The sequence below is a fragment of the Cellulosimicrobium sp. EB106-03-01-XG111 genome, assembly GCF_058792115.1.
Genome location: NZ_JBYTEQ010000007.1, coordinates 107997 through 125379, shown reverse-complemented (window position 1 = coordinate 125379; position 17383 = coordinate 107997). Strand labels below are relative to the sequence as shown.

General features: G+C 70.7%; 9 protein-coding genes. All 9 read right to left on the bottom strand.

The annotated features are described in order from the left end of the window. Position 1 precedes the first annotated feature (1 nt). On the bottom strand, positions 2 to 2104 hold the full coding sequence (gene fusA, locus AC3WT4_RS08745; RefSeq protein ID WP_074808892.1) for an elongation factor G: 2103 nt from the start codon (positions 2102 to 2104) through the stop codon (positions 2 to 4). Positions 2105 to 2220: 116 nt separating this feature from the next. Further along, a complete protein-coding gene (gene rpsG, locus AC3WT4_RS08740; RefSeq protein WP_021479870.1) occupies positions 2221 to 2691 on the bottom strand; it encodes a 30S ribosomal protein S7 in 471 nt (156 codons plus the stop codon). Then, positions 2691 to 3065: a 30S ribosomal protein S12 gene (gene rpsL, locus AC3WT4_RS08735; protein ID WP_021479869.1), complete on the bottom strand. Its 375-nt coding sequence runs from the start codon at positions 3063 to 3065 to the stop codon at positions 2691 to 2693. Before rpsL ends, rpsG begins: the two co-directional genes overlap by 1 nt. A 458-nt stretch (positions 3066 to 3523) precedes the next feature. After that, positions 3524 to 7405 carry a DNA-directed RNA polymerase subunit beta' gene (locus AC3WT4_RS08730; protein ID WP_074808890.1) on the bottom strand — a complete coding sequence of 1294 codons (3882 nt, stop codon included), beginning with the start codon at positions 7403 to 7405 and terminating at the stop codon, positions 3524 to 3526. Between the two features lie 116 nt (positions 7406 to 7521). Further along, positions 7522 to 11034 carry a DNA-directed RNA polymerase subunit beta gene (gene rpoB / locus AC3WT4_RS08725; protein ID WP_021479867.1) on the bottom strand — a complete coding sequence of 1171 codons (3513 nt, stop codon included), beginning with the start codon at positions 11032 to 11034 and terminating at the stop codon, positions 7522 to 7524. Between the two features lie 525 nt (positions 11035 to 11559). Beyond that, positions 11560 to 11952: a 50S ribosomal protein L7/L12 gene (rplL, locus tag AC3WT4_RS08720; protein WP_024840305.1), complete on the bottom strand. Its 393-nt coding sequence runs from the start codon at positions 11950 to 11952 to the stop codon at positions 11560 to 11562. A 113-nt stretch (positions 11953 to 12065) separates the two neighbouring features. Beyond that, positions 12066 to 12596, bottom strand: a complete 531-nt coding sequence (rplJ, locus tag AC3WT4_RS08715) for a 50S ribosomal protein L10 (protein ID WP_024840304.1) — start codon at positions 12594 to 12596, stop codon at positions 12066 to 12068. A gap of 268 nt (positions 12597 to 12864) precedes the next feature. Continuing rightward, the gene (locus AC3WT4_RS08710) at positions 12865 to 15435 is read right to left on the bottom strand and encodes a CHAT domain-containing protein (protein ID WP_492315255.1); all 2571 of its coding nucleotides are present in this window, start codon (positions 15433 to 15435) and stop codon (positions 12865 to 12867) included. Positions 15436 to 15446: 11 nt separating this feature from the next. After that, positions 15447 to 17237 (bottom strand): S8/S53 family peptidase, encoded by a 1791-nt coding sequence (locus AC3WT4_RS08705; protein WP_492315254.1) that lies wholly within the window; start codon positions 17235 to 17237, stop codon positions 15447 to 15449. Positions 17238 to 17383: the final 146 nt, after the last annotated feature.

Genomic DNA, 17383 nt, shown 5'->3' with positions numbered 1-17383 from the left:
CTCACTCGCCCCGGGTCTTCTTGATGATCTCTTCGGCAACGTTCCGAGGAACCTCGGCGTAGTTGTCGAACTGCATCGAGTACACCGCACGACCCTGGGTCTTGGACCGGAGGTCACCGATGTACCCGAACATCTCTGACAACGGTACGTGGGCCCGGACGACCTTCACACCCGTCGCGTCCTCCATGGACTGGATCATTCCACGACGTGAGTTCAGGTCGCCGATGACGTCGCCCATGTACTCCTCGGGCGTACGCACCTCGACCGCCATCACCGGCTCCAGCAGAACCGGGTCCGCCCGCTTGACGCCCTCCTTGAGGACCATCGAGCCGGCGATCTTGAACGCCATCTCCGAGGAGTCGACCTCGTGGTAGGCGCCGTCGAGCAGGATCGCCTTCACCCCGACCAGCGGGAAGCCGGCGAGCACGCCGAGCTCCATCGCGGACTGGATGCCGGCGTCCACGCTCGGGATGTACTCGCGCGGGATGCGACCACCGGTGACCGCGTTGGAGAACTCGTAGAGCTCGCCCTCGGACGTGTCGAGCGGCTCGAAGGTCACCTGGACCTTCGCGAACTGCCCGGACCCACCGGTCTGCTTCTTGTGCGTGTACTCGATCTTCTCGGCCTTGCGGCGGATCGTCTCGCGGTACGCGACCTGCGGCTTGCCGACGTTCGCCTCGACCTTGAACTCGCGACGCATGCGGTCGACGAGGATGTCGAGGTGGAGCTCGCCCATGCCGCCGATGACGGTCTGGCCGGTCTCGTCGTCCAGCTTCACGCGGAAGGTCGGGTCCTCCTCCGCGAGCTTCTGGATCGCCGTGGAGAGCTTCTCCTGGTCGGCCTTCGTCTTCGGCTCGATCGCTACGTCGATGACGGGCTCGGGGAAGCTCATCGACTCGAGGATCACCGGGTTCGCCATGTCGCTCAGCGTGTCACCGGTCGTGGTGTCCTTGAGGCCGATGACCGCGTAGATGTGACCGGCGCTCGCCTCGTCGACCGGGTTCTCCTTGTTGGAGTGCATCTGGAAGATCTTGCCGACGCGCTCCTTCTTGCCCTTGGTCGAGTTCGCGACCTGCTGGCCGGGCTCGACACGACCGGAGTACACGCGGACGTAGGTGAGCTTGCCGAAGAACGGGTGCGCCGCGACCTTGAAGGCGAGCGCGGAGAACGGCTCCGAGGCGTCGGGGTGACGCTGGATGACCTTCTCCTCGTCCTTCGGGTCGTGACCGTCGATCGCCGGCACGTCGAGGGGCGACGGCAGGTAGTCGATGACCGCGTCGAGCATGGGCTGGACGCCCTTGTTCTTGAACGCGGAGCCGCACAGGACCGGGAACGCCTCGCCCGCGATGACGAGCTTGCGGATGCCGGCCTTGAGCTCGGCGATCGTCAGCTCCTCGCCACCGAGGTACTTCTCGAGCAGCTCCTCGTCGGCCTCGGCGACGGCCTCGACGAGCTCGCTGCGGTACTGCTGGGCCTTCTCGACCAGGTCCGCGGGGATCTCCTCGGTGTCGTACGCCTCGCCGAGCTGGGTCTCCCCGTGCCAGACGAGCGCCTTCATCTCGAGCAGGTCGACGACGCCGGTGAACTCGCTCTCGGCACCGATCGGGAGCTGGATGACCAGCGGCTTCGCCTTGAGGCGGTTGATGATCGTGTCGACGGTGAAGTAGAAGTCCGCGCCGAGCTTGTCCATCTTGTTGACGAAGCAGATGCGGGGGACGTTGTACTTGTCCGCCTGGCGCCACACCGTCTCCGACTGCGGCTCGACACCCTCCTTGCCGTCGAAGACGGCGACGGCGCCGTCGAGGACGCGCAGGGAGCGCTCGACCTCGACCGTGAAGTCGACGTGGCCGGGCGTGTCGATGATGTTGATCTGGTTCTTGTTCCAGTAGCACGAGACGGCGGCGGACGTGATCGTGATGCCGCGCTCCTTCTCCTGCTCCATCCAGTCGGTCGTGGACGCGCCGTCGTGCGTCTCGCCGAGCTTGTAGTTCACACCCGTGTAGAACAGGATGCGCTCGGTGGTCGTGGTCTTCCCGGCATCGATGTGGGCCATGATGCCGATGTTGCGGACCTTGCTCAGGTCGGTCAGCACGTCAAGTGCCACGGTCTGCTTCCCTCGTTAGATGGGTTGAGTCGGGGGCGCTGCTCGGACCGGGGTGACCGGCCTCGACCCGCCGACGGCCCCGGGGACGCTCCGGTCCCCGGGGCCCGTCGTGCGGACTACCAGCGGTAGTGGGCGAAGGCCTTGTTGGACTCCGCCATCTTGTGCATGTCCTCACGGCGCTTGACCGCGGCGCCGAGGCCGTTGCTCGCGTCGAGGATCTCGTTCATGAGGCGCTCCGTCATGGTCTTCTCGCGACGGGCGCGCGAGTAGTCCGTGAGCCAGCGCAGCGCGAGGGTCGTCGCGCGCGCGGGGCGCACCTCGACCGGGACCTGGTAGGTCGCACCACCGACGCGGCGCGAGCGGACCTCGAGCGCCGGGCGGACGTTCTCGAGCGCGCGCTTGAGCACCACGACCGGGTCGCCGTCCGTCTTCGCCCGGACGCCCTCGAGGGCGCCGTAGACGATGGACTCGGCGGTGGACTTCTTGCCGTCGAGCAGCACCTTGTTGATGAGCTGCGTGACGACGGGAGACCCGTAGACCGGGTCGACGATGAGCGGCCGCTTCGGGGCCGGGCCCTTGCGAGGCATCAGCTCTTCTCCTTCTTGGCGCCGTAGCGGCTGCGGGCCTGCTTGCGGTTCTTCACGCCCTGCGTGTCGAGCGCGCCGCGCACGATCTTGTAGCGCACACCCGGGAGGTCCTTCACACGACCGCCGCGCACGAGCACGATGGAGTGCTCCTGGAGGTTGTGGCCGACGCCGGGGATGTAGGCCGTGACCTCGACCTGGGAGGAGAGCTTCACGCGAGCGACCTTGCGCAGCGCGGAGTTCGGCTTCTTCGGGGTGGTGGTGTACACGCGCGTGCACACACCGCGCCGCTGCGGGGAGCCCTTGAGGGCGGGAGTCTTGGACTTCCCCACCTTCGAGGTCCGCCCCTTGCGGACGAGCTGCTGGATCGTAGGCACTACGTCTCCGTGTCTTCTCGAGCTACCGGGGCTATCCCCGATGGTGGTCGTGCTGGCTGCTGGAGCCGATCGCACGAGGCACCCGCAGCGCGAGAGACGCTGCAGCAGCCACCTACCACCGGCTCGATGGTCCGTCTCCCGACCGTGGGCGCGACGGCGCCACCAGGACCGGGATCCGGAGTGCCCGGGCACTCACATCGGCCCGTCCGGAGACCGCCACGCGGCGGTGTGCGACGATCTCTCGCCCGCACCGTCCCGCCAGGGACATCACGGAGGGCCCGACGGCGCGGGCACGGTTTACCAGGCTACCTGCCACCCGGCAAGGAGTCAAAGGAGCAGGTCGCGACCGCGGACGCTCCCCCGGGCCGCGTCGTCGTCCCGCAGGAGGGACGACGACGGGTGCCCGCCGGCCGCCGCACACGAGGTGCGGGCGGCCGACGGGCACCCGTCGTGGGACGTCAGCGGTAGTCGCCGAAGTCCAGGTCCTCGAGCGGGATCGCCTCGCCGGAGCCCATGCCGAGCGCCGGGAAGTCGATCTCGTCGTAGCCGAAGCTCGGGTAGAGCTCCGTCTTGGCCTGCTCGGTCGGCTCGACCTGGACCTTGGTGTACCGGGGAAGACCGGTACCGGCCGGGATGAGCTTACCGATGATGACGTTCTCCTTGAGGCCGAGGAGCGGGTCACGACGACCGCTCATCGACGCCTCGGTGAGCACGCGCGTCGTCTCCTGGAACGACGCGGCCGAGAGCCACGAGTCCGTCGCGAGCGACGCCTTCGTGATGCCCATCAGCTCGGGACGGCCGGAGGCCGGCTGGCCACCCTCCGCCACCGCGCGACGGTTCGCGTCCTCGAAGCGGCCGCGCTCGGCGAGCTCGCCCGGCAGGAGGTGCGAGTCGCCCGAGTCGAGCACGGTCACGCGACGCAGCATCTGCCGCACGATGACCTCGATGTGCTTGTCGTGGATGTCCACGCCCTGCGAGCGGTAGACCTCCTGGACCTCGTCCACCAGGTGCTTCTGCGTGGCGCGCGGGCCGAGGATGCGCAGGACCTTCTTCGGGTCCACCGCACCCTGGACGAGCTGCGTGCCGACGTTCACGTGGTCGCCGTCCTGCACGAGCAGGCGGGCACGCTTGGTCACCGGGTAGGCGATCTCCTCCGAGCCGTCGTCCGGCGTGAGCACCAGACGGCGCGAGCGCTCCGAGTCGTCGATCGCGATGCGGCCCGAGAACTCCGCGATGGGCGCCTCACCCTTGGGGGTGCGGGCCTCGAAGAGCTCCGTGACACGCGGCAGACCCTGCGTGATGTCGTCCGCGGAGGCGACACCACCGGTGTGGAAGGTACGCATCGTCAGCTGCGTGCCCGGCTCACCGATCGACTGGGCGGCGATGATGCCGACCGCCTCGCCGATGTCGACGAGCTTGCCCGTGGCGAGCGAACGCCCGTAGCACTTGGCGCACGTGCCGACGCGCGACTCGCACGTGAGGACCGAGCGGACCTTGGCCTCACGGACGCCCGCGGTGACCGCGGCGTCGATGAGGACGTCGCCCGCGTCGTCGCCGGCCTTGCCGACGACGTTGCCGTCGGGGTCGACCAGGTCGGCCGCGAGGGTGCGCGAGTAGACGCTCGTCTCCACCTTCGGGTGGCGCACGAGCTTGCCCGCGAGCTCCTCGGCGATCGGCAGCGTCAGGCCGCGCTCGGTGCCGCAGTCCTCCTCGCGGACGATGACGTCCTGCGAGACGTCCACGAGACGACGCGTGAGGTAGCCCGAGTCGGCGGTCCGCAGCGCGGTGTCCGCCAGACCCTTGCGGGCGCCGTGCGTCGCGATGAAGTACTCGAGGACGGACAGGCCCTCGCGGTAGTTGGACTTGATCGGGCGCGGGATGATCTCGCCCTTCGGGTTCGCCACGAGACCGCGCATACCGGCGATCTGACGGACCTGCATCCAGTTACCACGCGCACCCGAACCGACCATGCGGTACACGGTGTTGCGGTCGTTCGCCTCGAGGTTCTCGCGCATGACCGACGCGACCTTGTCCGTCGCCTGGGTCCAGATCTCGATGAGCTCCTGACGGCGCTCGTCGTCCGTGATGAGACCACGGTCGTACTGCTGCTGGACCTTGAGCGCGCGCTCCTCGTGCTGCTCGAGGATGACGGCCTTCTCCTTGGGCGTCGCCACGTCGGAGATCGCGATCGTGACGCCCGAGCGGGTCGCCCAGCGGAAGCCGGCGGCCTTCAGCGCGTCGAGCGACGCCGCGACCTCGACCTTCGGGTAGCGCTCCGCGAGCTCGTTGACGATCGCCGAGAGGCGCTTCTTGTCGACGACCGAGTTCACGTACGGGTAGTCGACGGGGAGCGTCTCGTTGAACAGCGCGCGACCGAGCGTGGTGTCGAAGAGGATCGGCTGACCCTCCTCCCAGCCCTCGGGAGCCTCGAAGCCGGAGACCGGCGGGACGAGGTCCGTCGTGCGGATCTTCACCTGGGCGTTGAGGTCCAGGGTGCCCTGGTCGAACGCCATGATCGCCTCGGCCACCGAGCCGAACGCACGACCCTCGCCCTCGGCGCCCTCGCGGTCGCTCGTCAGGTGGTACAGACCGATGATCATGTCCTGCGAGGGCATGGTCACCGGACGGCCGTCCGACGGCTTGAGGATGTTGTTGCTCGAGAGCATGAGGATGCGGGCCTCGGCCTGCGCCTCGGCGCTCAGGGGCAGGTGGACGGCCATCTGGTCACCGTCGAAGTCCGCGTTGAACGCGGCGCAGACGAGCGGGTGCAGGTGGATCGCCTTGCCCTCGACGAGCTGCGGCTCGAACGCCTGGATGCCCAGGCGGTGCAGCGTCGGTGCACGGTTGAGCAGCACGGGGTGCTCGGTGATGACCTCTTCGAGCACGTCCCACACGACCGGACGGGCACGCTCGACCATGCGCTTCGCGCTCTTGATGTTCTGCGCGTGGTTGAGGTCGACGAGGCGCTTCATGACGAACGGCTTGAACAGCTCGAGCGCCATCTGCTTCGGCAGGCCGCACTGGTGCAGCTTGAGCTGCGGGCCGACGACGATGACCGAACGGCCCGAGTAGTCGACACGCTTGCCGAGCAGGTTCTGACGGAAACGACCCTGCTTGCCCTTGAGCATGTCCGAGATGGACTTGAGCGGGCGGTTGCCCGGGCCCGTGACCGGACGACCACGGCGGCCGTTGTCGAACAGCGAGTCGACGGCCTCCTGGAGCATCCGCTTCTCGTTGTTGACGATGATCTCCGGCGCACCCAGGTCGAGCAGACGCTTGAGGCGGTTGTTCCGGTTGATCACGCGGCGGTACAGGTCGTTGAGGTCGCTCGTCGCGAAGCGGCCACCGTCGAGCTGCACCATCGGGCGCAGGTCCGGCGGGATGACCGGGACGGCGTCGAGCACCATGCCCGTGGGCGAGTTCGTCGTGGTGAGGAACGCGTTGACGACCTTGAGGCGCTTGAGGGCACGCGTCTTGCGCTGGCCCTTGCCCGAGCGGATGGTCTCGCGCAGGGACTCGGCCTCCGCCTCCAGGTCGAAGTCCTGGAGACGCTTCTGGATCGCCGCGGCGCCCATCGAGCCCTCGAAGTAGGTGCCGTAGCGGTCCTGGAGGGCGCGGTACAGCATCTCGTCGCCCTCGAGGTCGGCGACCTTGAGGTTCTTGAAGCGGTCCCACACCTGCTCGAGACGGTCGAGCTGGGCGTCGGCGCGCTTGCGGATCTGCGCCATCTCGCGCTCGGCCGAGTCGCGGACCTTGCGGCGCGCGTCGGCCTTGGCACCCTCGGCCTCGAGCTCGGCCAGGTCGGCCTCGAGCTTCTGGGCGCGAGAGTTGATGTCGTTGTCGCGGGCGTCCGCGATCTCCTTCTTCTCCAGGTCGATCTCGTTCTGGAGGTTCGGGAGGTCCTCCTGGCGGCCCTCCTCGTCGACCGAGGTGATCATGTACGCCGCGAAGTAGATGACCTTCTCGAGGTCCTTCGGGGCGAGGTCGAGCAGGTAGCCGAGGCGCGAGGGCACGCCCTTGAAGAACCAGATGTGCGTGACCGGCGCGGCGAGCTCGATGTGGCCCATGCGCTCACGACGCACCTTCGAGCGCGTCACCTCGACGCCGCAGCGCTCGCAGATGATGCCCTTGAAGCGCACGCGCTTGTACTTGCCGCAGTAGCACTCCCAGTCCCGGGTCGGACCGAAGATCTTCTCGCAGAAGAGTCCGTCCTTCTCGGGCTTGAGGGTGCGGTAGTTGATGGTCTCGGGCTTCTTCACCTCACCGTGCGACCACGCACGGATGTCGTCGGCCGTGGCCAGGCCGATACGCAGCTCGTCGAAGACGTTGACGTCGAGCAAGTTGTCCTACTTCCTTCGCCTGCCGGGACCGGCCGTGGCCGGCCCCGACGCCAAAAAGACGGTTGGTGTGGGGGTCGTCGGTGGGAGCGGGGTGACCCGCTCCCACCTGCCCGAGATCAGATCTCGTCGACGCTGGACGCCGCGTTGGGGCGGCGCGACAGGTCGATGCCGAGCTCTTCGGCTGCGCGGTACACGTCGTCGTCCGACTCCCGCATCTCGATGGACACGCCGTCGCTCGAGAGCACCTCGACGTTCAGGCACAGCGACTGCATCTCCTTGAGGAGGACCTTGAAGGACTCCGGGATGCCCGAGTCGGGGATGTTCTCGCCCTTGACGATCGCCTCGTAGACCTTGACGCGACCGGGCACGTCGTCCGACTTGATCGTGAGGAGCTCCTGCAGCGTGTAGGCCGCGCCGTACGCCTCGAGGGCCCACACCTCCATCTCGCCGAAGCGCTGGCCGCCGAACTGCGCCTTACCACCGAGCGGCTGCTGGGTGATCATCGAGTACGGGCCGGTCGAGCGCGCGTGGATCTTGTCGTCGACCAGGTGGTGGAGCTTGAGGATGTACATGTAGCCCACCGACACGGCCTCGGGGAACGGCTCGCCGGAGCGGCCGTCGAAGAGGCGCGCCTTGCCGTCGGCGCCGACCATGCGGTCGCCGTCGCGGTTCGGGATCGTCGTCGAGAGCAGGCCCGTGAGCGCGTCCTCGTGGACGCCGTCGAACACCGGGGTGGCGACGGGACGGCCCGGCTCGGACGTCGCGGCGATCTCCGGGACGTTCTCCCGCCAGGAGAGGTCCTTGCCGTCGGCGAGCGAGATGTCCCAGCCCTGCTTCGCGACCCACCCGAGGTGCGTCTCGAGGACCTGGCCCACGTTCATACGACCGGGGACGCCCAGCGGGTTGAGGACGACGTCGACCGGCGTCCCGTCCTCGAGGAACGGCATGTCCTCGACGGGCAGGATCTTGGAGATGACGCCCTTGTTGCCGTGACGGCCGGCGAGCTTGTCGCCGTCCGTGATCTTGCGGCGCTGCGCGATGTAGACGCGCACGAGCTGGTTCACGCCCGCGGGCAGCTCGTCGCCGTCCTCGCGGTTGAACTCGCGCACGCCGATGACCGTCCCGGACTCGCCGTGGGGCACCTTGAGCGACGTGTCGCGCACCTCGCGCGCCTTCTCGCCGAAGATCGCGCGCAGGAGGCGCTCCTCCGGGGTCAGCTCGGTCTCGCCCTTCGGCGTGACCTTGCCGACCAGGACGTCGCCCGCGCCGACCTCGGCACCGATGCGGATGATGCCGCGCTCGTCGAGGTCCGCGAGGACGTCCTCGGAGACGTTCGGGATGTCCCGCGTGATCTCCTCGGGGCCGAGCTTGGTGTCGCGCGCGTCGACCTCGTGCTCCTCGATGTGGATCGAGGAGAGCACGTCGTCCTGCACGAGACGCTGGCTGAGGATGATCGCGTCCTCGTAGTTGTGGCCCTCCCACGACATGAACGCCACGAGGAGGTTGCGGCCGAGCGCGAGCTCGCCCTCGTCGGTCGCCGGACCGTCCGCGAGGACGGAGCCGGGCTCGACGCGCTGGCCCTCGTCGACGAGCACGCGCTGGTTGTAGCTCGTGCCCTGGTTCGAGCGGCGGAACTTCGCGATGCGGTAGCTGCCGGTCGTGCCGTCGTCGTTCGCGACGAGCACGAGGTCGGCCGAGACCTCGGTGACGACACCGGGCTTCGTCGCGACGACGACGTCGCCCGCGTCGACGGCCGCGCGCCACTCCATGCCGGTCCCGACGAGCGGGGCCTCGGAGCGGACCAGCGGCACGGCCTGGCGCTGCATGTTCGCACCCATGAGGGCGCGGTTCGCGTCGTCGTGCTCGAGGAACGGGATGAGCGCCGTCGCGACCGAGACCATCTGGCGCGGCGAGACGTCCATGTAGTCGACCTGCGCGCCGGGGACGATCTCGACCTCGCCGCCCTTGGTGCGCACGAGCACGCGCTCGTCCGCGAAGGAGCCGTCGGCGTTGAGCGTCTGGTTCGCCTGCGCGATGACGTGGCGGTCCTCGTCGTCGGCCGTGAGGTAGACGACCTCGTCGGTCACCTTGCCCGCCGTCACCTTGCGGTACGGCGTCTCGATGAAGCCGAACGGGTTGATGCGCCCGTACGACGCGAGCGAGCCGATCAGACCGATGTTCGGACCCTCAGGGGTCTCGATCGGGCACATGCGGCCGTAGTGCGACGGGTGGACGTCACGGACCTCCATGCCGGCGCGGTCGCGCGAGAGACCACCCGGGCCGAGGGCCGAGAGACGACGCTTGTGCGTCAGGCCCGCGAGCGGGTTGTTCTGGTCCATGAACTGCGAGAGCTGCGACGTGCCGAAGAACTCGCGGATGGACGCCACGACCGGGCGGATGTTGATGAGCGTCTGCGGCGTGATCGCCTCGACGTCCTGCGTCGTCATGCGCTCGCGCACGACGCGCTCCATCCGGGACAGGCCCGTGCGGACCTGGTTCTGGATGAGCTCGCCGACGGCGCGGATGCGGCGGTTGCCGAAGTGGTCGATGTCGTCCGTCTCGACGCGCACCTCGACGGCCTCGCCGTTGCGCGTGCCCGGGATGCTCGCGTGGTCCGCGTGCAGCGCCGCGAGGTACTTGATCGTCGCGACGACGTCCGAGACCGACAGCGTGGAGTCGCTGAGCGGCGCGTCGATGCCGAGCTTCTTGTTCGCCTTGTAGCGGCCGACCTTGGCGAGGTCGTAGCGCTTCGGGTTGAAGTAGAAGTTCTCGAGGAGCGCGCGGCCGGCCTCGACCGTCGGCGGCTCGCCCGGGCGGATCTTGCGGTAGAGGTCGACGAGCGCCTCGTCCTGCGTGTGGACGTGGTCCTTCTCGAGCGTGTCGAGCACGGACGGGAAGTCCGCGAACTGCTCGCGGATCTCGGACTCCGTGAGGCCGAGCGCCTTGAGCAGCACGGTCACGGACTGCTTGCGCTTGCGGTCGACGCGCACGCCGACGGCGTCGCGCTTGTCGATCTCGAACTCGAGCCAGGCACCGCGCGACGGGATGATCTTCGCGGAGAAGATGTCCTTGTCGCTCGTCTTGTCGGCAGCGCGCTCGAAGTAGACGCCGGGCGAGCGGACGAGCTGCGAGACGACGACGCGCTCGGTGCCGTTGATGATGAACGTGCCGCGCTCGGTCATGAGCGGGAAGTCGCCCATGAAGACCGTCTGGCTCTTGATCTCACCGGTGTTGTAGTTGACGAACTCCGCGGTGACGAACAGCGGCGCGGCGTACGTGAAGTCCTTCTCCTTGCACTCGTCGGCCGTGTACTTCGGCGGCTCGAAGCGGTGGTTGGAGAACGACAGCGACATCGAGGACCCGAAGTCCTCGATCGGGGAGATCTCCTCGAAGATCTCCTCGAGACCCGACGTCGAGGGCACGTCCTGGCGCCCGGCCTCGGCCGCGGCGGCGACGCGCGCCTGCCACGCCTCGTTGCCGAGCAGCCAGTCGAAGCTCTCGGTCTGGAGGCCCAGCAGGTCGGGGACCTCGAGCGGCTCGAAGATCTTGGCGAAGGAGAGGCGACGCGATGCGGTGCGGTTCGCGATGGCGTCGGCGGACGGAGCAGAAGGGGTGCGCGAGGCAGCCAAGAGGGGTCCTTCCCTGCAGATCGAAAGAACGCTGCACCGGCCGGGCTGGACACGATCACCGCCGCCACGACACCTCGCGGACGCGCACGTACGTCGGCGAGGGGGTCGGGGGTATATGAGATCGGGGGCACAGGACAGCGCAAAGCGTGAGCATACCCCAAGAAGGCGTCGCCACACAACCCCGGGGCACACTCCCCCGCCCGGCCTGGGCGCTGCGCGCCTCGCCGGTACTCGCACGGGCCTCGTCGCCCGCCCTCCAGCCCGCCGTGCGGGCCTCGAACCTGCTGCTGTCGACCTCGCTGTCCTGCGTCGTCGACCCGCACATGGTGGCACACTCGTGGCCGTTCCGTGAAGCCGGTGCGCCGACCCCGTCGGCGCCACGGGGTACCCGGGAGCCTCCGGGCCGCCCGGGAGGCCGCCGGCCCGGGACCCGACCGTCCCGGACGACGACGAGGCCCGCACCCCGATCGGGGTGCGGGCCTCGTGCGGCGTGCGACCGGTCCCGTCAGGACGGGACCGGTGCGATCACTTGAGGGTGACCGTGGCGCCGGCGCCCTCGAGGGCAGCCTTGGCCTTCTCGGCCGTCTCCTTGTTCGCGCCCTCCAGGACCGGCTTCGGGGCACCGTCCACGAGGTCCTTGGCCTCCTTCAGGCCGAGGGACGTGAGCGCGCGCACCTCCTTGATGACCTGGATCTTCTTGTCGCCGGCAGCCTCGAGGATGACGTCGAACTCGTCCTTCTCCTCCTCGGCCGGGGCGTCGCCACCGGCGCCACCCGCGGGGGCGGCGACCGCGACGGCGGCGGGGGCGGCGGCGGTGACCTCGAAGGTCTCCTCGAAAGCCTTCACGAACTCGTTGAGCTCGATGAGGGTGAGGCCCTTGAACTGCTCGATGAGCTCGTCGGTGCTGAGCTTCGCCATGATGGCGTTCCTTTCGGTCGGTGCTCGGCAGCGGCCCGGTGCGGGCCTGCCAGAAGCGGGGTGTTGTGCTTGCGCTGCGTCGATCGCGAGACCGGGCGGGCCCGGTCACGGGATCAGGCGGCAGCGCCCTCCGATTCCTGCTTCTGACGCAGGGCATCGATGACGCGGGCGGCCTGGGCGGTGTTCGCGGTGAAGACGTAGGCAGCCTGGAAGAGCTTGGCCTTCATCGCGCCGGCCGCCTTGGCCAGCAGGACCTCGCGGGACTCGAGGTCCGCGAGCTTCGTGACCTCCGCGGCGGTCAGGGGGCGCCCGTCGAGGACACCGCCCTTGATGACCAGCGCGGGGTTCGCCTTGGCGAAGTCACGCAGACCCTTGGCCGCCTCGACCGGATCCCCGGTGACGAAGGCGATGGCCGAAGGACCCTGCAGGTCGGCGTCGAGTCCCTCGACACCGGCCTCCTTGGCCGCGATGGCGGTCAGCGTGTTCTTCACCACGGCGTAGGTTGCGTTGCCGCTGAGCGACCGACGCAGCTGCTTGAGCTGCGCGACGGTGAGCCCGCGGTACTCGGTCAGCACGGCAGCGTTCGAGTCGCGGAACTTCTCCGAGATCTCGGCGACTGCGGCTGCCTTGTCCGGCCTCGCCATGGCAATCCTTCCGGTGGTGGTACCACCGGCGTCCGTCCCGGAACGAGAAAGAGCCCCGCGCAGGCGCGGGGCTCGCAGTCGCACGCGCGGCGGGGCCGGGCGGACGTCGTCGATTCGCTACCTGCGCTGGTCTCCACCACGTGGGCGGGACTTCGGTCCGTCACGTCCTGCAGACGGAGTCTGCGGGCAGCGTCGGACGACCGGCGGTCTTGGGTACACGCTCATCGTACGGGACGACGGCGCGTGGTCCAAACCGCGGCCCGTGCCGTCAGAGCACCAGCGGGCCGAAGCAGACCAGCGGCACCGGTTCGGGCTCGTCGGCCACCGCCCGGGCGAGCGCCGTCCCCGGCATCGCGCCGTCGCGCAGCTCGGCGTGGAGCGACGGCATGACGCGCGCCGCGACGTCGTCGCGCAGCGGGGCCACGCTCGCGATCACCGCGCGGGCACCGAGCCGCAGCAGGACGCTCGTCAGGCCGAGCGACTCGCCGCCGATCCGCGGCGTCGACAGCCCCACCTCGCACGCGGACAGCACGACGACCACGCCGTGCAGGTCGGTCCCGTCGAGCTCGTGCGCGAACAGCGGGCCGTCGGCGAGACGCAGCGACGAGAACAGCGGGTTGTCGGTCTCGTGCGTCCCGTGCGCGGCCAGGTGCACGACTCCCGCGGTGCGCAGCCCGTCGACCACGGCCTCGCACGTCGCCTCCTCCCCCGCCAGCGCCTCCGCGCCTTCCCAGACGGACGCGACGAGCTTCGCCTCGGCGCCGGAGAAGCGCAGGCCCGGTCCGGCGACGACGAGCGCCTCGTCCGCCCGGCGCACCGGCTCGCCGACGCGCAGGTCCACCCAGGAGTTCGCCCACGTGCGCAGCCCGCGCCGCGAAGGCAGCGAGGCCCACGGCAGCGCGAGCAGCAGGTCGCGCGCCGCGACGTGGAGGTCGCCGTCCGCCTCGAGCGGGACGACGAGCGCGTCGTCGAGCGCGGCCAGCGTCCGGGACAGCGAGCCGACCGCGGCCTCGCGCATGGGGACCGGGATGAGCACGTTCGACAGGACCGCGAAGTCGGCGCGCGCACGGCGCACCTGCTCGGCGACCGCCGCACGCGACGCGAGGCGCACGAGCCGGGAGCCCTCGGCGCCGAGGCGGACGGCGAGCACGTCGTCGCCGTCGAGCATGAGGTCGGCCACGACGGCGTCGGAGCCGGCGGCGGCCAGGGCGGCGCGCAGCCGCCGCTCCGACGCGGGGACCGGAGCCGCGGCCCCACCGCCGTGCTGCCAGGAGCGTCGCCGCGCGTCGTCCTGGAGGCGCCGCGCCGCCTGGAGGTGGTCCTGCCGGCGCGCGAGGCTGGCCGCGTCCGAGGGCGCCCCCAGCGCGCGGGCGGCCTCGACCTCGCGCCGCGCCGCGGCGAGGAGGTCCGCGAGGACCGGGTCGGCGGGCGGGCGCACGCGGCCCGTCCCGGCGAACGCCGCGCGGCCGCGCTCGACGGCGTCGAAGATCGTCCCGGGGCGCCGGGTGCGCAGCGCCGCCTCGACGTCGACGTTGCCGAGGCGCACCCCGTGCACCGCGGACGCCGTCACGGCGTCCACGGACCCGAGCCGCGCGCGGTGGTCCGCGAGCGCCGCCTGGCCGCGCCGCACGGCGCGGACGCCGGCACGTCGGTCCCCCGCCACGAACGCGAGCTGCGCGAGGACCGCCTCGTGCTGGAGGCGGACGGGCAACGGTGCGCGGCCGAGGCGCGGGGGCACCGCCCGGAGGACCTCCTGCGCCCCGCGCACGTCGCCCGCGGACACGAGCCACTCGACGGCGAGCAGCCGCGCGGGGACCGTGACCCCCAGACCGGCGACGCCGCCCAGCGTCTCGCCGTCGTGCGCGAGGTCGAGCGCCCACGTCGCGTGGCGACGGGCGCGCGCCGGCCCGACCGGCGTCGCGCGGTGCTCGGTGAGAGCCGCCTGGAGCTCCGCGACGCGAGCGCGCAGCATCCACGGCGTGTTGCCGAGGCGGTCGAACCGGCGCGACGCCGAGCGGGCGAGCCGCCGCGCCTCGGCGTACCGCCGCAGGCCGAGCACGACGCGCGACCGGACCAGCTCGACCTCCGCGAGGTCGCGCAGCATGCGGTAGCGGGAGAGGTGCTCGCGCGCCTCGCTCAGCGCCTCGTCGGCCTCGGTCAGCAGCCCGGCGTCGAGCAGCACCTGCGCGCGGTCGATGAGCCCGACGGCCGCGTGCCGGTCCGGCGCCTGCGCCGCGGCCTCGTCCATGGCGCGCAGGGCGACCGGGAGGTCGCCACGCAGGTACTCGGCGTACCCGAGGTTGTGCCGTGCCTTGGAGACGAGGAGCTCGTCCCCGAGCGCGGTGGCCCGGCGGACGGCGTCGTCGAGGTCGCGGCTCGCCCTCTCGGCGTCACCCAGCTCGAGGCGCAGCGACCCGAGGTTGAGCAGCAGGACGGCGGCGTCGAGGGGCCGCGCGTCGTCGATGACCTCGGCCGCCGTCTCCATCTCGTCCAGCGCGGCCGAGACGTCGCCGGTCCGCAGCCGCAGGAGCCCACGCTGGGACCGCACGACGAGGGCGAGGTCGCGCATGGCCAGCGCGGTGCCGCGCGCCTCGACCTCGGCGAGCCGTTCGTAGGCGCCGTCGACGTCGCCCGTCAGCTCGAACTCCGCGAGCGCGAGCCCGAGCAGCGCGCGGGCCGCGAGGTAGGCGTCGTCCCGGCTCGCGCCCTCGCCGGCGACATCGACGTCGTGGACGATCTGCGCGAACGCGCGGCTCGCGCGGCGGTGCTGGCCGCGGGCGTTCACGGCCTGCGCAGCAGCCAGCCGGGCCCCGAGCACCTCCCGGCTGCTGCGCACCACCGCTCATCACCTCATGCGTCGTCACCCGGGGTCGGGACCAGACCCGTCGCCAGGGTAATGGACGGCCACAGCCAGGCGCAGCGGTCCGGCGCGCCCTGGCCGGGCTCCAGGACGCCGGGGTCCGTCGGGTCGTCGCCGATCCGCTCGAGCAGGGACGCCGCGAGCTCGCCCGCGAGGACGGGCGCCGCGAACGACGTCCCGCTCCACGTCGCGAAACCGCCCTGGAAACCCTCGGGGTCGATCGTGGCGCGGAACCCCGGTCCCCAGAGCTCCGGGACGTGGCGCGAGGGCGCGACGGCGCCGTCGATCGTGCGCGGGATCGTGGACACGAGGGACGCGCCCGGGCGGGTGCACGTGATCCAGGGGCCGTCGTTGCTGAAGAGCGACACCGTCCCGTCGGGGTTCTTCGCGCCGACCGTGAGGACCGGCGGCTCGTCGAGGAGCAGCGTCACCCCCGCGAGCGGGACGGGAGGGCTCACCTTCCGGTCGATCCGGGGGGCGAACGCCGCGGGGTAGGTCGGGCGGGTCTGGCCGTCGTTGCCCGACGACACGACGACGATGACGCCGTACCGGCGCAGGGCACGGATCAGCGCCCCGAACGGGGCGTCGAAGTCCGCGTCCTCCGGGCGCTCGTGGTAGTAGCCGAGCGAGAGCACGAGGACGTCGATCGGCGCGTAGCCGTCGCGCCCGGCCAGGCCGAGCACGTGCCACAGGAGCACGCGACGCAGGGTCCGCAGCAGGTCGCGCTCCGGCACGATGCCCGACCCGCCGTAGAGGCGCGGGGCGAGGATGACGGCGTCCGGGCACAGCTGGTGCACGAGGCCCGCGATGAAGGTCCCGTGGCCCGCGACCGGGTCGAGCGGACCCGTCAGGGGCGAGACGGAGACGCCGCCGATCTCCGGGTCCTCGTACGGGTACTCCGTCGGCGGCAGGGTCGACAGCGGCTGACCGAGCAGCTCGGGGTCGCGCACGACGATCGTCCCGCGCGTCTCCAGGTCGTCGTCGAACCACGGGTGCTCGCCGACGCCGGTGTCGAGCACGGCGACCACAGGACGACGGACACCGTCGCCCGCGACCCACGGCGTCTCCCCCGCCGGCAGCGCGCGGCGCGGCACGGGGCCGATCCAGCTCACGGGCGTGCGACCGCCCGAGCCCGGCAGGGAGTACTCCGCGGTGCCCGCGAACGGGTGCGGCTGCGTGTAGGGGTGCGGCTGGGTGTACGGGTGCGGCTGCGTGTAGGGATGCGGCTGGGTGTACGGGTGCGGCTGCGTGTACGGGAACGGCTGCGTGTACGGCTGGCCGCCGATGAACGGGGTCGGTGCGACCATGTGGTCGAGCGCGAGCCGCGGGCTGTGCCGGTCGTCCGGGCACAGCCGTCCGCGCAGCTCCTCGACGAGGTGCCAGGCGTCGGGAAGCTGCCCCTGCTCGTCGTCGCGGTAGCGCAGGCGCACGGAGTAGCCGAACGTGCGGAGCAGGTCGGTCGTCGTCTCGGGGTCGAGGTCGGCCTCGCGCACCAGCTCGGCGTCGTCGATGCTCTCCTGCTGCACCTCCACGCGGAGCCCGAGACGCTCGGCCGCGCGCTCGAGCCACCGCAGCGAGCGGTTCCCCTCACGGTCGAACGGCGACTCGGGGATGAGGATGCGGTCGCCCACGTACCAGGTGGGGTGCGGGGACTGCTGCCCGGCGCGACGCTGCGCGGCGACCGGGTCGATCGTGCGGGTGCGCCACTGGAGCCGGCTCGGCCGGTCGCCGAAGAAACCGAGGTCTGCGGCTCCGACGGGGGGTTCAGGGGTCTCGCTCACGTGCTCCTCCTCGGGGGATGACGTTCGTCCGGTGCCGCACGCGTCGTCGTCGACGGGCGGCCGCCCGCGCACCGCTGCGCGGGGAAGGGTCTGTCTCTTCTCCACATCTGACGCTGCCGACGATGCCAACTGGGTGTAGATCTCGC